This is a genomic window from Cyanobium sp. A1C-AMD (assembly GCF_024346495.1).
Classification (GTDB): Bacteria; Cyanobacteriota; Cyanobacteriia; order PCC-6307; family Cyanobiaceae; genus Cyanobium_A; species Cyanobium_A usitatum.
Genome location: NZ_JAGQDB010000013.1, coordinates 1 through 18,302, shown reverse-complemented (window position 1 = coordinate 18,302; position 18,302 = coordinate 1). Strand labels below are relative to the sequence as shown.

24 protein-coding genes and 1 tRNA gene are annotated in these 18,302 nt (G+C 62.0%); 10 read left to right on the top strand and 15 right to left on the bottom strand.

Annotated features, from left to right (window positions below):
- Nucleotides 1–74: 74 nt before the first annotated feature.
- Both cpcA and KBY74_RS03950 read right to left on the bottom strand, forming a co-directional pair.
- On the bottom strand, nt 75–563 hold the full coding sequence (gene cpcA / locus KBY74_RS03955) for a phycocyanin subunit alpha (protein ID WP_254941601.1): 489 nt from the start codon (nt 561–563) through the stop codon (nt 75–77).
- Between the two features lie 42 nt (nt 564–605).
- The gene (locus KBY74_RS03950) at nt 606–1,124 is read right to left on the bottom strand and encodes a phycocyanin subunit beta (protein WP_254941600.1); all 519 of its coding nucleotides are present in this window, start codon (nt 1,122–1,124) and stop codon (nt 606–608) included.
- A 515-nt stretch (nt 1,125–1,639) separates the two neighbouring features.
- Here KBY74_RS03950 and KBY74_RS03945 point away from each other — a divergent pair.
- Entirely contained in the window at nt 1,640–2,053 is a 414-nt protein-coding gene (locus tag KBY74_RS03945; RefSeq protein WP_254941599.1) for a hypothetical protein, read from the top strand.
- Between the two features lie 16 nt (nt 2,054–2,069).
- Here KBY74_RS03945 and KBY74_RS03940 read toward each other — a convergent pair whose 3' ends face one another.
- Complete coding sequence (locus tag KBY74_RS03940; protein ID WP_254941598.1) at nt 2,070–2,672, bottom strand: chromophore lyase CpcT/CpeT; 603 nt, start codon at nt 2,670–2,672, stop codon at nt 2,070–2,072.
- 116 nt (nt 2,673–2,788) lie between these two features.
- On the opposite strand from KBY74_RS03940, the gene KBY74_RS03935 reads away from it, so the two are divergent.
- Nucleotides 2,789–2,977 carry a hypothetical protein gene (locus KBY74_RS03935; RefSeq protein WP_254941597.1) on the top strand — a complete coding sequence of 63 codons (189 nt, stop codon included), beginning with the start codon at nt 2,789–2,791 and terminating at the stop codon, nt 2,975–2,977.
- Between the two features lie 56 nt (nt 2,978–3,033).
- Here the strand turns inward: KBY74_RS03935 and KBY74_RS03930 are convergent.
- The 10 genes from KBY74_RS03930 to psbB form a co-directional block, all read right to left on the bottom strand.
- A tRNA-Phe gene (locus KBY74_RS03930) sits at nt 3,034–3,106 on the bottom strand.
- On the bottom strand, nt 3,097–3,783 hold the full coding sequence (locus tag KBY74_RS03925; protein WP_254941596.1) for a ComF family protein: 687 nt from the start codon (nt 3,781–3,783) through the stop codon (nt 3,097–3,099). The genes KBY74_RS03930 and KBY74_RS03925 overlap by 10 nt, the downstream gene beginning before the upstream one ends.
- 44 nt (nt 3,784–3,827) lie before the next feature.
- Complete coding sequence (locus tag KBY74_RS03920) at nt 3,828–4,094, bottom strand: DUF2470 domain-containing protein (protein WP_254941595.1); 267 nt, start codon at nt 4,092–4,094, stop codon at nt 3,828–3,830.
- Nucleotides 4,095–4,269: 175 nt separating this feature from the next.
- Nucleotides 4,270–5,535 carry an FGGY-family carbohydrate kinase gene (locus KBY74_RS03915; protein ID WP_254941594.1) on the bottom strand — a complete coding sequence of 422 codons (1,266 nt, stop codon included), beginning with the start codon at nt 5,533–5,535 and terminating at the stop codon, nt 4,270–4,272.
- A 15-nt stretch (nt 5,536–5,550) separates the two neighbouring features.
- On the bottom strand, nt 5,551–6,798 hold the full coding sequence (gene metK / locus KBY74_RS03910; protein WP_254941593.1) for a methionine adenosyltransferase: 1,248 nt from the start codon (nt 6,796–6,798) through the stop codon (nt 5,551–5,553).
- A 21-nt stretch (nt 6,799–6,819) separates the two neighbouring features.
- Nucleotides 6,820–7,635 (bottom strand): HAD family hydrolase, encoded by an 816-nt coding sequence (locus tag KBY74_RS03905; RefSeq protein ID WP_254941592.1) that lies wholly within the window; start codon nt 7,633–7,635, stop codon nt 6,820–6,822.
- Nucleotides 7,636–7,659: 24 nt separating this feature from the next.
- Entirely contained in the window at nt 7,660–8,745 is a 1,086-nt protein-coding gene (locus tag KBY74_RS03900) for a 30S ribosomal protein S1 (RefSeq protein ID WP_254941591.1), read from the bottom strand.
- Between the two features lie 123 nt (nt 8,746–8,868).
- Nucleotides 8,869–9,363, bottom strand: a complete 495-nt coding sequence (gene nrdR / locus KBY74_RS03895) for a transcriptional regulator NrdR (protein ID WP_106632821.1) — start codon at nt 9,361–9,363, stop codon at nt 8,869–8,871.
- A gap of 124 nt (nt 9,364–9,487) precedes the next feature.
- A complete protein-coding gene (locus KBY74_RS03890; protein WP_010314684.1) occupies nt 9,488–9,583 on the bottom strand; it encodes a photosystem II reaction center protein T in 96 nt (31 codons plus the stop codon).
- A 24-nt stretch (nt 9,584–9,607) separates the two neighbouring features.
- Nucleotides 9,608–11,167 (bottom strand): photosystem II chlorophyll-binding protein CP47, encoded by a 1,560-nt coding sequence (gene psbB / locus KBY74_RS03885; RefSeq protein WP_106632820.1) that lies wholly within the window; start codon nt 11,165–11,167, stop codon nt 9,608–9,610.
- A 114-nt stretch (nt 11,168–11,281) separates the two neighbouring features.
- On the opposite strand from psbB, the gene KBY74_RS03880 reads away from it, so the two are divergent.
- A complete protein-coding gene (locus KBY74_RS03880) occupies nt 11,282–11,767 on the top strand; it encodes a 2Fe-2S iron-sulfur cluster-binding protein (RefSeq protein WP_254941590.1) in 486 nt (161 codons plus the stop codon).
- A 48-nt stretch (nt 11,768–11,815) separates the two neighbouring features.
- Entirely contained in the window at nt 11,816–11,923 is a 108-nt protein-coding gene (gene psbM, locus KBY74_RS03875; RefSeq protein WP_015109223.1) for a photosystem II reaction center protein PsbM, read from the top strand.
- On the opposite strand, the gene KBY74_RS03870 is transcribed toward psbM, so the two are convergent.
- The gene (locus tag KBY74_RS03870) at nt 11,920–12,768 is read right to left on the bottom strand and encodes a universal stress protein (protein ID WP_254941589.1); all 849 of its coding nucleotides are present in this window, start codon (nt 12,766–12,768) and stop codon (nt 11,920–11,922) included. The genes psbM and KBY74_RS03870 overlap by 4 nt on opposite strands.
- A 113-nt stretch (nt 12,769–12,881) precedes the next feature.
- Here KBY74_RS03870 and KBY74_RS03865 point away from each other — a divergent pair, with 113 nt between their 5' ends.
- The 6 genes from KBY74_RS03865 (at nt 12,882) to KBY74_RS03840 (ending at nt 16,640) form a co-directional block, all read left to right on the top strand.
- Nucleotides 12,882–13,325, top strand: a complete 444-nt coding sequence (locus tag KBY74_RS03865) for an acyl-CoA thioesterase (RefSeq protein ID WP_254941588.1) — start codon at nt 12,882–12,884, stop codon at nt 13,323–13,325.
- 27 nt (nt 13,326–13,352) lie between these two features.
- The gene (locus tag KBY74_RS03860) at nt 13,353–14,507 is read left to right on the top strand and encodes a DNA-processing protein DprA (RefSeq protein ID WP_106632816.1); all 1,155 of its coding nucleotides are present in this window, start codon (nt 13,353–13,355) and stop codon (nt 14,505–14,507) included.
- A gap of 9 nt (nt 14,508–14,516) precedes the next feature.
- Complete coding sequence (prmC, locus tag KBY74_RS03855; protein ID WP_254941587.1) at nt 14,517–15,413, top strand: peptide chain release factor N(5)-glutamine methyltransferase; 897 nt, start codon at nt 14,517–14,519, stop codon at nt 15,411–15,413.
- Nucleotides 15,403–16,014: an L-threonylcarbamoyladenylate synthase gene (locus KBY74_RS03850; protein ID WP_254941586.1), complete on the top strand. Its 612-nt coding sequence runs from the start codon at nt 15,403–15,405 to the stop codon at nt 16,012–16,014. The genes prmC and KBY74_RS03850 overlap by 11 nt, the downstream gene beginning before the upstream one ends.
- 12 nt (nt 16,015–16,026) lie before the next feature.
- On the top strand, nt 16,027–16,194 hold the full coding sequence (locus KBY74_RS03845; protein WP_254941585.1) for a hypothetical protein: 168 nt from the start codon (nt 16,027–16,029) through the stop codon (nt 16,192–16,194).
- Nucleotides 16,195–16,289: 95 nt separating this feature from the next.
- Nucleotides 16,290–16,640 carry a hypothetical protein gene (locus tag KBY74_RS03840; protein WP_153062460.1) on the top strand — a complete coding sequence of 117 codons (351 nt, stop codon included), beginning with the start codon at nt 16,290–16,292 and terminating at the stop codon, nt 16,638–16,640.
- Nucleotides 16,641–17,116: 476 nt separating this feature from the next.
- Here KBY74_RS03840 and KBY74_RS03835 read toward each other — a convergent pair whose 3' ends face one another.
- Nucleotides 17,117–18,163 (bottom strand): IS3 family transposase, encoded by a 1,047-nt coding sequence (locus tag KBY74_RS03835; protein ID WP_254941584.1) that lies wholly within the window; start codon nt 18,161–18,163, stop codon nt 17,117–17,119.
- Nucleotides 18,164–18,302: the final 139 nt, after the last annotated feature.

Here is an 18,302-nt window from a genome sequence, read left to right as displayed (position 1 = left end):
TCTTTTATTTGTTCAATAAAAATAGCCTCCCTTCAGCAGGGAGGCTATAAATCACTTTTTAACAGGAAGCCTGATCAAACAAGTGCGTTGATTGCGTAATCGAGGTAATTGTTTGCTTCTGTTGCTGCTTCGCCGGTAAGGCCATGGTTGGCTTTGATGTAGTTAAGCGCTTCCACGTACCAGGAGGGGGAGAGCTCAAAGGCGCGATTGATTTCATCAATCCCGGCAATCAGGTACTCATCCATGGGGCCGGTGCCACCAGCCACGAGGCAGTAGGTAACCATGCGGAGGTAGTAGCCGATATCACGGGAGCACTTAGCCTTGCCACGGGCATCAGCGGCATAGTTCGCACCCTGCATCTGGGTGGTGTAGGGGAACTTGTTGTAAACGGCCTGGGCAGCGCCGTTCACCAAGTTGTCTGCGTTGGCTGTTAGGCCCTTAGCAGCTGCGAGAGCATTTTTGGCGCGGTCAAAGCGACCAAAAGCCGAGTTGAGCTCAGTGTTTGAGAGGAACCGTCCCTGGGAATCAGCGGCTGCGACGGCTTCGGTAAGGGGAGTCTTCATTGGAAGGGGGGAATAAGTTGGTTTGACTTTTTAGTGAGCTGATCAGCCGACGGCTGCTGCAGCGCGGTCGAAGTAGGTGCCGATTTCGCTGATCAAAGCTGAGCAATCTCCCTGGGTGATGCCGTTGCGATCGTTGGCAATTGCAATGGCGGCGGCCTTCATCTTGCGAACGCCTTCAGCAACCGAAGTGCCAGGAACGCCGAGGGCCAGGTAGGTCTCCCGCAGGCCGTTGAGGCAGCGGTCTTCCAGCACGGATGCATCGCCGTTGAAAATGGCGTATGTGATGTAACGGAGGATGATGTCCATATCGCGTAGGCACGCAGCCATGCGGCGGCTGGTGTAGGCGTTCCCCCCAGGAGCCGTTAGCGCCGGCTGAGCTTCAAAAAGATCGCGGGCCGCATTGGTGACGATCTTGGATGCGTTGGAGGTGATGCGGTTCACAGCATCCATACGCTTGTTGCTCTCGGAAACCATCGCCGCAAGCGCGTCGATTTGACCGGCGTTGATGAATTCGCCACGGGCATCAGCCTGGGCTACAACCTTGGTGAAGGCGTCGAACATTGGGAGGCTCCTAGTCGCGACGAATAGTCGGAAGGGTGGATAGGGGTTCCAGGCTGGCCAGGGCCCAGGGCTGCGCAGTGCCCCTTGTGGGCAGTGTGCAGCAACCTGGCTGTTATCAACTTGGTTCGCCCATTCTCATCAAGATGCCTGCTTGCCTACTGCTCCCTTAACAAACGGTCACTGCCCCAAGGCCTGGAGGGCTTCGCTCGGTGCAGGTGGCCACGGCAGCTCCCTCATTTTGAGCTCGACAATGCGGTTAGTGGGGACGGTTTTCAAAAAACTTGGCCTTCCACAACTTGCGATTGAGCAATGACGCGAGCTCTTGAGGCGTTCCCTGGCCATTCCGTATTGGTTGGCAAGCACCGCTTGTCCTTCGCTCTTCCACATGGCCTGTTTTGGTTGGTTCACAAGGCTTTTGGAATCGTTACAAACGCTGCGCTGCAGGCCCTGGGGCGCCAACCCCTGGCGCTTACGGGCTGCGCCGATACCATCCGCCCATTCCATCGGCTCTGGTTATGGCTGTTGAGCTAAAGGTTGCAGACTGCACCCAGCGGCTGGCTGACCAGCTGCAGACCCTCTCGGAAGTTGCTGAAGCGATCACCTTCCGCCTCCTTGAACTGGAGGAGCGGCTTGCCGCTCAGGAGTTGAGGCTCGAACCGCTGCTTGAGGGCCAGGCAGGTAGCCAGGGCGCGTTGTCTGATGAGACGGAGCTACGACTCGATGACACCGAAGACCGACTGGCTCGTCTTGAAGGCTTGCTAAAAGGCATCGAGAATCAAGGGGTAGGCCGTCACCTGCGTCCTGTTGTTGCCCCCCAGCTGGCCCATGCCCAGGAGGCTCTACAGGACAGCTTTCTGGATGACAGCCTGGCCGAGGAGCCCTTCCTTGATGAAGAGGAGCAACCCTTTCTCGATGAGCTCAGCGCCTGAGACTCAATCGCGCCACTCAATCGCCCCACTGCTCAGACCAATGGGCTGGTATCTCGTCGTTGTAGTCGTCGGTTCGGGCAAATTCAAAGGCACCCGCCAGCGATCCCCAGAGATGTTCGTGGGTGATGGGATCGTGGCCCCTGTCGATCGTGCGCATGCCAGCTGGGTTTAGCTCCAGCCGGCTCACCAGGTAGGAGGTGGCTCCCTTGCGCTCCACCAGACAGCGACATCCAGGCTCCACTTCCCCCACGAATCCTTCGCTCTCTTCTCGCACCACGTAGTCACAGCCCTCAAGGGGCATTAGGTCGCTGGCTTGAATGCGGCTACGGAGTTCGGCATTCTCTACCGCTCCCCAGAAGCGTTGATCGTTAGCCAGCGCCTGGTTGACGATAGTCAGCTGGTCGTTCAGTGCTTCCACCCTCAATACTCGAATTCGGTAGGGAGCTGCCGGGTCAATCGCATAGCTCTGCTCCAGCAGCAGGGAGCCCGGTGCCAGCTGGGGGAGGGGGCGGAATTTGACCAGGATGTGGGCGTAGAGGGGCGGATTCTCAAAAGCCTGCTCCTGGTTGCTGAAGCCACCGCTCAACATCCGCACCAATCGCTCCAAGGAGCTCGCCATCACGCCATTACACGGCTGTGAGGCTGACGCTACTGGCTGGGCCTAGCCAACCCCAAGAGGCGGAGGCGAAAAGCGGCTACTTGCCGGGCCAGCTCTGGTTGTTTTTGTAGAAAGGGATGGTCGCCAAGCCCCTCGAGCATCAGATCGACCTTGGCTGCTGGATTGAGGCCGTGGTGGGGATCGCGCTGTTCATGCTTTTGCCAGGCTTCATCGAAAGCTTGAGCGAAGCTGTCGGCGTTATTGAACATCCGGTTGGAGTTCAGTGGATGCTCACGCATGGTGCTGCAATATTCAGCTGTTTCTAGTTGAGCCATCCCAAACCCTGCAGGCTTTTCGCGGAAGGAAAGTAGTGGGATGAGAATGCCAGGACCCAGATTTGAACTGGGGACACGGCGATTTTCAATCGCCTGCTCTACCAACTGAGCTATCCCGGCCCGTCGCCTAAGCGACCAATCGATCTTAGATCACGGCCCTGCCACGGGGTTCGGGCCAGGCAGGCCATGCCAGCTACCTGCCAGCCCTGGTCGCGCAGGGTGTCAGCGGCGGCGCAGGCCGTAGCACCCGTCGTAAGGATGTCGTCCAAGAGCACCACCGCTGGTTTCTCCCGGGGGTGCTGTTGCTGCCCAGACGCGGAGCAGCGAAAGGCTCCCGCCTGGTTAGCCCAGCGCAGTTCGCGGCCTAGGTGGTGCTGGCCCAGCACTGCCCGACTGCGTTGCAGGAGGGGTACTTGGCGCCAGCCCAGTTGCCAGCTAAGGGCTCTGCCCAGCAGGCCGGGCAGAGGGTTGGCTCGCCGCTTCCAGCTGGGGATCGCAACCAGCAGGGGTGGTCTGGCCCAAGGTTCGGCGCCCAGTCCTGCGGCTAGTTGCTGTATCAGAGCTGCCACCATTGCTGGATTCGGATGGGTGCGCAGATAAAGAAGCTGCCGGCGCAGCCGCCCCGAGTACATGCCAGCGGCCCACCAATGGATGGGATCACTGCCCTGGCGACCGCCCTTGGGTAATTCCGCCGCCAGATCGGCGTGCAGGCTTGGTGGTTTGGCGATCCAGTCCAGGGGCAGCAGCTTTAACAGCCCTGCTGTTAGGGGAGTTGGGCCAGGGGGCCAGGAGGCCATGGATGGGTCTGCAGGTTTCCCGCAGGGTTCCCACGCCGCCGGCTTCAGCGGGGCAGGGCCCGCAACATCGCCACCAGGGTGCGATGGGCATCTTCACTGTCACTAAGGCAGTGGTCGAAGGGCACTGTGACCTTGGCGCCATCCACATCAAGCTCCATGGCTTCGGCTCGGACTGCCACCAGGCTTGCCTTTTCGGCTGCGCTGAGGCCGCCGTAGTGACGGGCATAGGCCAGCACCGCCTCGGCATGGTCGTCATTCATGTGTCGGCAAATCCGATCGCTCACGGCGGGGGTGATGGGGTCGGCGGCCATGGTGCTGAGCGGCGGTGGGTATGGGAGTGATTCTGGCTCGGACGAAGCTGCTAAGGGGGTTAGGCGGCGCCGAAGCGCTGCCACAACAACAGGCCAAGACGCAGGGCACTGAAGCCCACATAGCCAGCCAGCACCACAAACACCGCCATGGAGATCACAGAGCGCAGGCGGTCGTTCATGGTTTTTGCAGGGCTGTTGCGGCCAGTCTGGCCATGCCAAGGGCAGCTGTGCACCCCGGTCGATTCAGCACCGGTATGCCCAGGCTCTGCTGGCGCAGCCGCCGCCATTGGGGGTTGCGGGCCCCGCCCCCCAGGGTGATCACCCGCTCCAGGGCGGGGGCGCCGGCCGCTTGCAACCGCTGCCAGCCCTGTTTCTCTAGGGCTGTGAGGCCCTCCAGCAGTGCCTGGAGGTAGCAGACGTCGCTGATCGGGCGCGGGCCGAGCAGCGGCTCCAGCTCTGGATCGTCTACGGGAAAACGCTCCCCACGGGCCGGCAGCGGCCGCAGCTGCAGACCCGTGGGCTGGCGAGGGTCGATCTGGCGGCTCAACTCTTCGATCTGTCCGTCACTGAAGAAGCGCCTCAGGATGCCGGCTCCGGCATTGGAGGCGCCACCCACCAGCCAGCTTCCCGCCACTCGGTGACAGCTGATGCCTGGCCCTTCGATCGGCCTGGGGCTGAACTGTTTGAGCACCAGGGTGGTGCCCAGCACGGTGACGCCATCGCCCCTACCTGGCTGGGCGGCAAGCACCCCGGCGTTGGCGTCGGTGCTGCCTGCTACCACCTGGCAGCCAGGTTCAAGTCCAAGCTTTTGGGCGGTCGTAGCAGCGATTCGCCCCAGCACCGCGCCGCTGGGGCGAATCGCCGGCAAGGCAGTGGACCACGGCTGGCGCCCGATCGAGCCAGTCCAGCCCTGCCGTTGTAGGTCCCAGCCGAGGCGCAGGTTGTTGCCCTCTTCTCCCCAGCTCCAGTCACCAAGCAACCAGCCGGTGAGCCAGTCGGCCTGATGACGCAGCAGCCAGGGGCCGCCCGCTCCAATTGCTTGGGCCTGAGCCAGCAGGTGCAGGGCCCGGGCCAGGCTGCCGTTGGCACTGGCGGCTGGGCCTGAGCCGGCCATTGCTGCAGCAATAGGGGCCTGCTCACGGCAAGAGAAGTGATACGCCAAGGCTTTCCCTAGGCAGCCAGGGCCGGGCTGGCCATCGGGACGGCACAGCAGCAGGGTGCCGGAGGTGCCATCCACCGCCAGGGCGCCAACCTGCTTGCGGGTAGCTGCTGGCAGCAGCCCGCAGAGGCTTGTTAGGCCCTCCACCCAGCCCAAAGGCTCCTCCAGGCTGGATGGATAGGGGCTGGACTCTTCGATCAGCTGCTCGCCGTCTGGCCCTATCAGGGCAATCCGCAGGCCACTACTGCCCAGATCTACCCCAAGGGCAAGTGCAGTGTTCACCCGCCGGCCGGCAGCTCAGGCGCCGACCGGCGCTGCAGTGACCTGCTTGAGCGTGGCAGCGATGGCGTCCACGTTTTCCCAGGGGAGATCCAGGTCGCTGCGGCCGAAATGGCCGTAGGCAGCCACATCTTGATAGAAGCGGCCGCCACGTTGCTGGGGCAGCTCCCGCAAACCGAAGGTGGCGATGATGGCCCCGGGGCGCAGGTCGAACTGGTCCTGCACCAGGGTGGTGAGATCGGCATTGCTGATGGTGCCCGTGCCGAAGCTTTCCACCAGGATGCTGACTGGTTTGGCTACGCCGATGGCGTAGCTGAGCTGCACTTCGCATTTGCGGGCCAGGCCTGCAGCCACGAGAGCTTTAGCCACGAAGCGGGCGGCGTAGGCGGCGGAGCGATCCACCTTGGTGGGGTCCTTGCCCGAGAAGGCGCCACCGCCATGGCGGGCATAGCCGCCGTAGGTATCGACGATGATTTTGCGGCCCGTTAGACCGGCGTCACCCTGGGGGCCGCCCACCACAAATTTGCCGGTGGGGTTCACCAGGAAGCGAGTGTCTGCCTGGGAGGGCTTGAGGGCCAGATCGGCGGTGGCGGGCTCCACCACGTGGCTCCAGAGGTCGGCGGCAATGCGCTCCCGAATTGCTTTTTCATCCGAGACGCCATCGATCTCAGCTGTGTGCTGGGTGGAGATCAAGATCGTGTCGATCGACACGGGCACTTCGTTTTCGTAGACCACGCTCACCTGGGTTTTGCCATCGGGGAGCAAATAGCCAAGGCTGCCGTTGTGACGCACCTCGGCCAGCCGCCGCGCCAGGCGATGGGCCAGGCTGATCGGCAGAGGCATTAGCTCTGGCGTCTCGTTGCAGGCGTAGCCAAACATGATCCCCTGGTCGCCTGCTCCCACCAGATCAAGGGGGTCGCCGTCGTGGTCGTCGGCCTCGTTTACCCCCTGGGCAATATCGGGGGACTGCTGGTCTAAGGCCACCAGCACGGCGCAGCTGTGAGCATCGAAGCCGCCGGCGCGGGCACCGGCATAGCCGATCTGGTTGATCACGCCCCGTACCAGGGTGTTGAAGTCAACCCGGGCGGTGGTTGTTACTTCACCTGTGATCAGGCAAAGGCCGGTGTTGACCACGGTCTCGCAGGCAACTCGAGAAGCCGGGTCCTGGGCCAGCAGGGCGTCGAGCACAGCATCGCTCACCTGGTCACAGATCTTGTCGGGATGCCCTTCGGTTACCGACTCGGAGGTGAAGACGTAGCGGCTCATGCAGCCTTGAATCAAGTGAACTCAGCTTATGTGCTGGCCTGCGTCTACCTTGAGTTCGCGCCAATGTTGCAGGCAGGGGAAGCGCGGATCTAGCGGCGGGGCGATGCTCCAGCCCGCCCCATAGCCGAGCACCACGGGCACTCCGGCCTGCTGGGCCATGCGCAGGTCGCTATTGGCATCGCCGATCAGGGCGCAACGGTTGGGCGGTATTCCGAGTTGGGCGCAGAGGGCGTGCACCGCCGCCGGGTTTGGCTTGCGCGGGTTGTGGTCGGCACTCCACAGGGCTTTAAACCTGGACCTGAGGTTTTGGCTGGCCAGAAAAGCTTCGATGCCAGCCTCGTCATCGTTGCTGATCACGGCGCACACCACTCCTGCTTCCTGCAGTGCTTGCATCAGATCGTGGAGTCCGGCGGTGGCGATGGGCCGGTGCTCACTCCCCTGGCCATGCAGGCCATCGGTGGCCGCAAATACGATTTCGCTTAATTCCAGGGCTTCTGGCCAGCCAAGGCCAACCTGGGCCAACGCTGTGGCGGTGGAGATCAGGTTGTGGCTACGGGTGCCGACGGCCGTGGCGCCGGCCGGATGGATGGCGCTATTACGAAGCCCGTAGGCCCTCTGTAGTAGCTGAGCCAGCTCGTCGCATCGGCTGGCGGGTAGCTCCGGGTGGCGTTTCCCCAACAGCTCGCAGGCATGAAAAACCCTGGCCGTGGCCAGGGTGTGGAGCATGGGTTCGCTGATGCAAAGGGTGCCGTCCTTGTCGAACAACACCGCTTCGATTGGGAATGGTGTTCCCGTGGCATCGGCCAGGGGTTGTCCCCGCAGAAACAGCTCAGCCATGGAGGGCGCGTAGTTGGGCCTGGCTCAGTCGAGGGTGACGCCCATTGGTTCGTTGTCTTCGGCCTGCTCAAGCAGCATCTGCTTGTAGCGGGCGGCCATTTCCTCGGCTTTATCGAACACTTTCTGAGGGTCGGTGAGCATGTCGCCGGGCTCTGGCTCGAGGGCCTTGGTAGAGAGGGAGATCCGGCCCCGCTCGGCATCCAGGTCGATGATCATCACCTTCATCTGGTCGTTGACATTGAGCACCGTGTGCGGTGTTTCGATGTGTTCGTGGCTGATTTCGGAGATGTGCAGCAGGCCGCTGACTCCACCGATATCAATAAAGGCGCCGTAGGGCTTAATGCCGCGCACGGTGCCGAGCACCACTTCGCCCACTTCGAGGCGATTCATCTTGCGTTCCACCAGGGCGCGGCGATGGCTGAGCACCAGGCGGTTGCGCTCCTCGTCCACTTCAAGGAACTTGAGGGGTAGGAAGTCGGCCACCAGCTCTTCTTTGGCCTTGCGGGTGCTGATGTGGCTGCCGGGAATGAAGCCGCGCAAGCCTTCTACCCGCACCAGGGCGCCACCACGGTTGGTTGCAAACACTTCGCTGTAGATGGTCGCGTCTTCTTTCTGCAGCTGGCGCACCCGTTCCCAGGCACGCTGATACTCGATGCGGCGTATGGAAAGCGAGAGCTGGCCGTCTTCGTTCTCCTCACTCATGATGAAGAACTCGCGCACCTCGCCTGGCACGAGAACGTCGCTGAGGCCCTCAACCCGGTTGATCGACACCTCCTGCACCGGCATAAACGCCGCTGTTTTGGCGCCGATATCGATCATGGCGCCCTTCGATTCCAGGGCAAACACGGTGCCGTTGACAACGTCACCCGGCTTGAAGTTGTAGTCGTACTTGCTCAGTAGCGAGGCAAACTCATCCAGGGTGAAACCCACGCCATCAGCGTCGTTGCGGGATGCAGCGCGACTGCTGGGGTCATCGGCGGTGGGGACCTCTTCCGGAATGGCTAGATCGAGGTCATCGCCCATGGCGGCGGCGAAATCGAGCTCGGCCTCGGCACTGGTCGCGTCTTGGTTGAGCGCTTCAGTGCTGGTATCGGAAGGGGTCACGGTCATGGATAGGTGGCGGTCTGCCTGAAGCAGTAGGAAAGGAACGGATGATCTGCCCGCCAGCAGAGCAAACCCGATTTGTCACTGTACCAATGCGGCAGCAGCGTGTTTCCGTTGCTTTGACCTGCTTCAGCTGACCGTGGCCAAGCTGGCTTTGCGCAAGCGGCCACCACTGCGCTTGTGCAGTCCTTCCAAGGTGGACACAAAGTCGCTTACGCCCTGGAACTGGCGATAGACAGAGGCAAAGCGCACATAGGCAACCTCACTCATTTCGCTGAGCTGCTGAAGCACAAGTTCACCGATTTCGGCACTGCTCACCTCCCGTCCGCTGCGTTGCTGCAGCTGGAGTTCGATTTCATCCACCACCCCTTCGAGCCGGGCCGGCTCTAGGCCTGTTTTTTCGCAGGCGCGCAGCAGCCCGTGCAGCAGCTTGACGCGGTTGAAGGTTTCCCGCGAGGAGTTGCGCTTCACCACAGTGATGGGCACTGTCTCTACCCGTTCATAGGTAGTGAAGCGGAATTCGCAGTTGAGACACTCACGCCGCCGCCTCACACTGCGACCACTGTCGGCCGCTCGAGATTCGAGCACCCGGCTGTCGGTGTGTTGGCATGAGGGACATTGCATCCCTGGCATCCGGGAGTGTCTTTCAAGTGTAAGCAGCACTTTTTCATTTGGAAAGGCCTGCATTCGCCTATTGCACAACAAAAAAGCCCCTGCCGAAGCAGGGGCTTTAAAGGGCTCTGGCTGATTATTTGCCGATCTTGGGGGGATCGCGGAAGGCGATTGCAAAGAAGAGCGTGGAGATGGCCAGGGCCAGGATCAGGATGTAAGCGAAGCTTTCCATGGATGTCCTCGGGGGTGCTGGCGGTCAGCTGAGGGGACTGCCTGCCGGGGGCACGTAGCCCTCGGGCAGACGACGGGTCGAGCGGTCGCCCAATTTTTGGAATAGACCGAATTCCACTTGTTCGCCCAGGTCGGGATCAATACCGGCAAACACATCGCGATACAGGGTGCGAGCACCGTGCCAGATGTGGCCGAAGAAGAACAGAAGGGCGAAGGTGGCGTGTCCGAAGGTGAACCAACCACGGGGTGAGCTGCGGAAGGTGCCGTCGGAGTGATAAGTCTCGCGGTCAAACTCGAAGGCTTCACCAAGCTGGGCCTTACGAGCCAGGCGCTTCACGTCGGCAGGATCAGTAAAGACCTGGCCATTGAGGGCGCCGCCGTAGACGGTTGCCGTCACACCGGTCTGCTCAAAGGAATACTTGGCCTCAGCACGACGGAAGGGGATGTCGGCGCGAACGATGCCTTCTTGATCCTGGAGAACTACGGGGAAGTTCTCGAAGAAGTTGGGCAGGCGGCGAACCTCAAGGTCCCTGCCATCTTTGTCAGTGAAGGAAATGTGGCCAATCCAGCCTGTGGGGAGACCGTCGCCATTCACCATCGGACCAACCCGGAACAGGCCGCCCTTGGCAGGACTGTTGCCGACATAGTCATAGAAGGCCAGCTTCTCCGGAATCGAGGCATAGGCCTGTTCCTTGGTGGCTCCGTTGTCGAGCGCGGTTTGGACTCGACGATTGATTTCCGTCTTGAAGTAGCTCTGGTCCCACTGATAACGGGTGGGTCCAAAGAGCTCTACAGGGGTTGCTGCAGCGCCATACCACATCGTGCCGGCAACAATGAAAGCCGCGAAGAAGACAGCGGCGATCGCCGAGGCCAGCACCGTTTCGATGTTGCCCATGCGGAGGGCCTTGTAGAGGCGCTCGGGCGGACGAGTGGTGATGTGGAAGATGCCAGCAATGATTCCAACGATGCCAGCAGCAATGTGGTGGGCCACGATGCCGCCAGGGTTGAAGGGATTGAATCCTTCTGGGCCCCAGGATGGTTGGACTGGCTCTAAGTGTCCCGTTATTCCATATGGATCACTGACCCACATGCCAGGTCCGAAGACCCCGGTGAGGTGAAAGGCCCCGAATCCGAAGCAACCAAGGCCGGCAAGTAGCAGGTGGATGCCAAAGATTTTGGGCAGATCGAGGGCAGGTTCGCCGGTGCGTGGGTCCTGCCAGATCTCTAGATCCCAATAAGTCCAGTGCCAAATGGCGGCTAGGAAGAGCAGGCCGCTGAAGATGATGTGGGCTGCAGCCACACCTTCAAAGCTCCAGAATCCGGGGTCAACGCCGGTTTCGCCGGTGATGCTCCAGCCGCCCCAGCTGCCGGTTACGCCGAGTCGGGCCATGAAAGGCATGACGAACATGCCCTGGCGCCACATCGGGTTGAGTACCGCGTCGGACGGATCAAAAATTGCGAGCTCATAGAGCGCCATGGAGCCGGCCCAGCCGGCAACCAGGGCGGTGTGCATGAGGTGCACTGCGAGCAATCGGCCCGGGTCGTTAATGACGACCGTGTGCACCCGATACCAGGGCAATCCCATGGGGGTAGTTCTGGGTGGGTTGGGCGATCGTAAGGGGCGCTCCGGCCGCGGTGCGCTCCAGGTAACGGACCGCAACGGCCTGGCCCAGAATGAAGACCTCTGCAAAAAGGTTTCATGCCCGTGATCCGATTTGTTCGCGAGGGTCGCGACATTGAGTGCTACCCCGGCGAAAACCTGCGAGAAGTGGCTTTGCGGGAGGGCATTCAGCTCTACGGCCTCAAGGGTGCCCTAGGCAATTGCGGCGGCTGCGGCCAGTGCATCACCTGCTTTGTGGCGATTCCGGAGGGCACCGGTGCCCAGGTGCTGAGCTGCCGTACCGCTGTGGAAGACCAAAAACTGCGCCGGCGCCCCCAAACCTGGAGGCTTGCCTGTCAAGCCATGGTCCAGGAGTCCGTTTTGGTTTTGACTCGGCCCCAGGTGGGCATGGCCGACCAGGAAAATTTGGTGGCGGAGGCCCAGGCCAAGCCCCTGCCTAGCGGCCCCACAGCCTGGCCTGCCCCTCCGGTACAGGAAGGCGAGGAGGATTTAGAGGATGGGGGTGAAGGTAAGAGCCAGGGCGATGAACAGGCCCCAACCGCAACGAGCGGTGAAGCCTCCTGAAAAGCGCCCATTTGGCGGTGATACCCTCCCCTCACTTCCCCTTCAGCCATGGAAACCAACGATCTCGGCTTTGTTGCCAGCCTTTTGTTCGTGTTGGTTCCCGCGGTCTTTTTGATCATTCTTTACATTCAAACCAACAGCCGCCAGGGGGGCTAGTTCCTCCCCTCAGGCTCCCGCACCAGCAACACAGGGGCTGGGGCATGAACGCGGATGTAGTCGCTCACCGAGCTGCCCAGTAGCCGGTCGATGTCGACCAGTCCTCGAGCAACCACCGGGCGCCGATCCTGGGAAGCGATCACCAGCAGGTCGGCTTTGAGATCCTCGGCGGCGGCGCACACGCTGCGGCCGACATCGCCGCTGCGATGCACTGCCTTGAGCTCCACTCCGTAGCCACGGGCTCGCTGGCTGGCTTTTTCGAGTACTGCATCGGCTGGGGATTTGCCGCCCCGAGAAGGGGTGATGTCTTGGCGGGTGACATGGACGCCGGTGAGGCTGCCGCCAGGAATCTCCCGCACAAGCTCGCAGGCCAGTTTCAGGGCATCGTCTCCGACCCCGGTGCCATCGATGGTCACCATTACCCGGTTGATGTGGCGGATGTAAAGGTCGTCGCGCACCAGCAGCATCGGCCTGGTCGAGAGCTGGAATACGTATTGGCTGGCGCTGTTGCTGAGGATCGACTGGAGGCGGCCCAGGCCTCTGGAGCCCATCACGATCAGGTCGCTGTTGAGTTCGTCGGCCACCTTCAGCACCGTTTGCTTGGTGTCTCCCTGCCGAATGATCGTGTTCACCTCGCTGGGGTTGAGCCCGAGCCGTTGCACCGCTTCGGCGGCGATAACCGCCGCTTTTTGGGAGTGCTCCGCGAAGCTCTCACCAGCCTGCTCAGGCACCACGTGCAGCAGGTTGATGCGGGCTGCACGCACCGCCGGGATGTCGCGCAGCATGCGCACCATCTCTTCCACGTGGCCTTTGCCGGAATCGGCGATTAGAACGTTGCGAAACACTGAGAAGACTCGAAGTAGCAGGCTGCCTGTCAGCCTATGGCCGATCTGCAAGTGCAAACCATCTGCCCGCTACACCGCAACCATCCCGCTCCGGCCAAGCTGGCCCGGCTGTGGTGAAGAGAGTGTCTGAAGGCTGGTTGCTGGAGCGCCGTGTGCTGCCCCAGCACACGGATCACGCCGGCGTGATGTGGCATGGCGCTTACGTGGCTTGGCTTGAGGAGGCGCGGGTGGAGGCCCTGGCTGCAGCTGGTGTCGCCTACAGCGATCTTTCCGTTCGCGGCTTGGAGCTCCCGGTGGTGAGTTTGACCATTGACTACAAGCAGCCCCTGTTTCACGGCGATGCTGTGCAGCTGTGGAGCGAGGTGCTGCCGCGCTGTGGTCTGAAGTTGCCCTGGCGCAGCCGTTTTGTAGCTGCAAGCGGAAAGCTGGCGGCTGAGGCAAGGGTTGAGCTTGTGCTGGTGGAGAGCGCCCCTGGGCTGGATCAGCGCCGGCTGGTGCGCCGCTTGCCCGCTGATCTGGAGGCCGCGGTCGCAGCCCTGGTGCGGGGACCGCATTAGGATCAGTACATCTGTACTGAAGGCGGTATGGCGATTCAAGGGCTGCTGCGGAGCGCCGATGGGGCCGGTTGGAATCAGGAGCAGCGGCTTTGGTGGCTGCTGTGGTCGGGTTGTCCAGGCATTGGCGCCCAGCGGCTGGTTGCCATTCGGGACAACTTTTGTGGCTGGGCGGCAGCCTGGGGCGCTCCGCTCGAGGCCTTTGCTGCCCTTGCCGGTTTTGGTGCGGTGGGCTGCCGCCAGCTTCAGCGCTATCGCGACCGCTGGGGTCCCGATCCCTTGCCCCGTCTTTGCCAAGAGCTGCGCGGCGGCAAGGGGGTGTTGGTGCCGGCTGATCCGGCCTTTCCGCCCGAGTTGCTCGCCTTGGCGCGGCCGCCTCTGCGCCTGTATTGGCGGGGTAAGGGCTGGTTGTGGCCCCTGCTTCGTCGCCGCCAGGCCATTGCGGTCGTGGGCACGCGCCGGCCCTCCCTGCATGGGGTGGCCATGGCTGAGGCGATCGGTGCGGCCCTTGCCCAGGCGGGTTGGCCGGTGGTGAGTGGCCTGGCTGAAGGGATCGACGGAGCCGCCCACCGGGGCTGCTTGTCCAAGGGTGGCCGGCCTGTGGGGGTGTTGGGCACTCCCCTTGAGCGGGTTTATCCCAGGCACCATCAGCAGCTGCAGGCTGAGGTGGGTGCCGGGGGGCTGCTGGTAAGCGAGTTGCCGGCGGGCACTGCGGTGCAGGCAGGTCATTTTGCGGCTCGTAACCGGCTGCAGGTCGGCCTGGCTCGGGCGGTGGTGGTGGTCGAATGCCCTATGCGCAGTGGGGCTCTCCAGTCGGCCACCCTCGCCATGCAGCAGGAGTTGCCGGTCTGGGCCGTGCCGGCTGATGCGGGCAAGGCATCTGCTGCCGGTAGCAATCGGCTGCTCGCCCAAGACGCCACGGTGCTGCTTGAGCCCGCAGATTTAATTCGCCAGCTAGGGCCTGGCCCCCTGGCCTCGCCAGATCCCGCTGCTCCTTCGGCCTCCCATGGGCTGCTGCGATCAGCCGATCCCGCGCTGCTAGCAGCCTTGGGGCACGGAGCTTCGCTTGAGCAGCTCTGCCTGATGCTGGAGGAGCCTGCGGCCTCCCTTGCCTCCCGTCTGTTGGCCCTAGAGCTTCAGGGGCTGGTGCGGGCTGAGCCTGGGCTTTGCTGGCGTCCGGCCTAGCCTTGATCCATGGTGAATGGGCAGCTCGATGGGGCTCAATTGTTGGCCTGGCGGCGACAGCAACTAGCCCTGGGCGGGAGCCCTGGAGACTTTGACTGGCTGCTGGATCTGGCGGGAGGCCTGCCCTGGCGTGCTCAACAGCAGCTGCGGCTTCATGCTGAGCTGCCGGTTCAATTGGCCTGCGATCTCAACCAATTGGAGGCGATGTGGCGCTGCCATCTCGATACGGCCGAGCCGCTCCAATACCTTGTGGGGCGCTGCCCCTGGCGTGACCTGGAGATCAGCGTCGCTCCAGGAGTGCTGATCCCTAGACAGGAAACGGAATTACTGGTGGAGCTGGCACTGGAGCTGGCCCCTTCCGGCCCGGGCTGTTGGGCCGATCTCGGCACCGGCTCTGGCTGTATGGCCCTGGCCTTGGCCCTCGCCTGGCCCTCCAGTCGCGGCTGGGCCGTCGACTGCAGTCCAGGGGCGCTTAGTCAGGCGGCCCTCAATCTGGCGGCAGGAGGCGTTGCCGATCGGGTCCAATTGCTTGAAGGCAGTTGGTGGCAGCCGTTGAGCCCCTGGTTGGGACAGTTTGAGCTGGTGGTGAGCAATCCCCCCTACATACCGACAGCGGTATGGGCTGGTTTGGAGCCCGGGGTGAGGGAGCATGAGCCCGTAATAGCCCTCGATGGTGGAGTCGATGGACTGGATGCCTTGCGCCTAATCGTGGCGGGTGGAGCGGCGGCTCTTGCTCCAGGAGGCCTGTTGCTGATGGAGCATCACTTCGACCAGAGCCATGCGGTGATCGACCTACTCAGTGCTGCCGGATATGCCGAGGTGCGCTCCCATGGGGATCTCGAGGGTGTAGAGCGCTTTGCGTCGGCACGCTGGCCAGGATCGGGCAGGGATTGCCATGACCATTAAGCCTGGATTGTTGCCGGTTCCATCTCCAGTCTTGGAGCCGTCAGATCTGGCGGCACTGCTCCTTCAGGGTTCAGCTGCCCTGTTCCCCACAGATACCTTGCCAGCTCTGGCGGCTTCACCTGGCCAGGCCAACCAGCTTTGGCGCCTGAAACAACGCCCGGCAGACAAGCCTTTGATTTTGATGGCGGCCAGCTCCGAAGATCTGTTTGCTTGCCTTGGCGTAGCGCCGCGCACTGAGTGGTTGGAGATGGCTGCTTGGGCCTGGCCAGGGGCGGTCACTTTGGTGCTACCTGCCGTTGGAGTGGTGGCAGAGGCCCTTAATCCCGGTGGGTCGAGCCTGGGCCTGCGGCTGCCGGCCAGTGCGGAAGCCCAGGCCTTGCTGCAGCTAAGTGGCCCCTTGGCTACAACCAGCGCCAACATTTCAGGCTGTCCGGCCGCATGCACAGCTCAGGAGGCTGCCCAGCAATTTCTCGGGGTGCCGCTTCTGGCACCGATCCCCTGGCCCCTCGCCGCAGGTCAGGCCAGCACGGTTGTTGCTTGGCGCGCTGAGGGAGGCTGGCGGGTATTGCGGGCCGGTGCTCTACTGCCCCCAGGCATTTAGGAGCGCGTAGGCATGGGGGCTCTGATTGTTGTGGTGGCGGTCTCGGTAGCGGTGTTTTATTGGGCTATGGAGCCCTTGCTGCAGGTGTTGTCCGACTTGATGCAGCTCAGCTTTTTGCCCTGGTTGTTGCTGGCCCTTGGTATCTGGCTTCTGGCTGGGCGAGCCCAGGAGGACACCTAGGGCGCCTGGGTTTGGACTAGTAACGGTTTGGCGGTGGCGGACCACTTCTGTTGAGATAGCGGCAGGCGCCAGTTGCTCCAGTTTCCCTGGCCGGATTGGTTGCTCACCCGCAGGGTGTCGCAGTGCATCGCCATTTTTTTGGTGACCTCAGCCGATCCACAGACGCTGGTGATCTTGGCTCTGTGTATTTCAGGTGGCAGCTGTTTCTACTGCATAATTTGGAAGGCAAGATCTGCGGAGAGCCCATGACAGTCCTTGTTGCTCTGGTTGCTTCCTTGTCCGTGGCATGGATGGTTAGAAAACTCATTGCAGGCAAACCTAGGGATCAAAGAGAAGACCTAAGGACTATTACCTTCGAACCGGAATGGCCAAGGGCTCTTTCCTACACAGAGATGATGAACTCTGGTCAGCAACGGATGGTTGAAACACCGCAGGGTGATGATTGAAATCTCTCTTCGGCAGCGAGAAGGCAAATCCCGTGCCATTGGCACTGGCGCGGATCTCGCCCCTTTGCTATCTGTCAACTCGCCCCTTGTGTGCGTTTGATCAACCGATTGGTTGACCTAATGCTTAATCATTTGCGGCCTTCATATCATTTTGTCGGCCACTGAACAACCTGATGGGACTACGCACCTTCAGCGCTGGCAAACCTTTCACGGCCTTGAAGCCGGTTGATCCAGGTGCGCCGCGATGAACTTGCCGATGCGCAGTAGTCACTTATCCAGCCGCTCATGGGGTCACCCCCACCCCCACACACTGGAAGTGGCAGCCTGAACAGCCCACTCCTAGGGTCCATGCACCAGATTTCTGAAGCGTTCATCCACCATGCCGGTGTCCCAGGCTCAATCCTCAGAAGCCCTCTCGCCTGAGCACCAGCGCCTAGCGCGGTAGCTGTCAGGAAAGATGACGTCTCTGCTGCCATTCATGCAGCCGTGGCAAACGTAGCTGGTCTTGGGTCGATTTCCGGGGGTGGAGGATTGATCCAAACCACTTCCGGTTGACGCCAGCAGCGCGTTGATCGTGACCAGCGACGTGGATTTTGCTGGCGTGCCTGTTCATAGACGTGAGCACGATGGCGGCAAATGGCAACGGCTTGACCGCTATGGCGCTGCTGGGGTGTCACGAACTTGATCCCGCTATGGCGGTGCCGGTGGTTGTACCAGTCCACAAAAGACGCCACCCACAGGCATGCCTCTTCCACGCTGGCGAATGGCCGCCTTGGGTAATCGGGCCGGTATTTTGCTGTGTGGAAAAGCGCTTCCGAGTAGGGGTTGTCGTTGCTAACCCTTGGTCTAGAGAAGGACCGCAGCACCCCCAGCTCTTCCAGGCGGCTTTCCAGCGTGGCGGCACGCATTGCGTTGCCGTTATCGGCATGCAGGATCAGCGGCTGCTGGCGGCTTTTGCTGATCCGCTCTCTGAGGCAAGCCCTGCTCACAAGATCCGCAGCAATGGCTGAATCCTCACGCTCGGCAACATCCCAGACCACAACCTTGCGGCTCCAGACGTCGATCACTAGGTAGAGGTACAGCCACACACCGCGCACGTTTGTGGGGAGATAGGTGATATCCCAGCTCCACACCTGATTTGGCCCTGCGGCCCGCAGCCGTGGCACTGGCCTCGGCTCCTGTGGTGGCCTGGCCCGTCCACGGCGATTCGCCTGGCCATGGGCGTGCAACACCCGGTAGAAGCTGCGCTCTGAGCCAATGAACAGGCCCCGGTCCGCAAGGATCGGCACGATTTGCCCGGGCGGCAGGGCGGCGAATTCCGGCTCGTTGCAGGTGAGCAGAATGCGCTGGCGCTCTTCTGCGCTGAGGCGGTGTGACACATTGCGGTGACTGCCTTTGCGGCAGTCCACACCGCCGCCATCACCGGCAAACTGGCGCCGCCATCGCTGCAGCGTGGTGAGGCCAATGCCCAACAGCAGGGCCAGTTGTCTGGCACGAGCACCAGCGGCAATCCCCTCATCCATGATCTGCAGAGCCTTCTGGCGGTCTTCGGGCGAGGTCAGTCGTCCGCGTCCTCTCCCCAGAAGGCCTGGATCTTTTTTGCTGCCAACAGCAGTGCCGCTGCTTCTGCCAGTGCCTTCTCCTTACGGCGCAGCTCTTGTT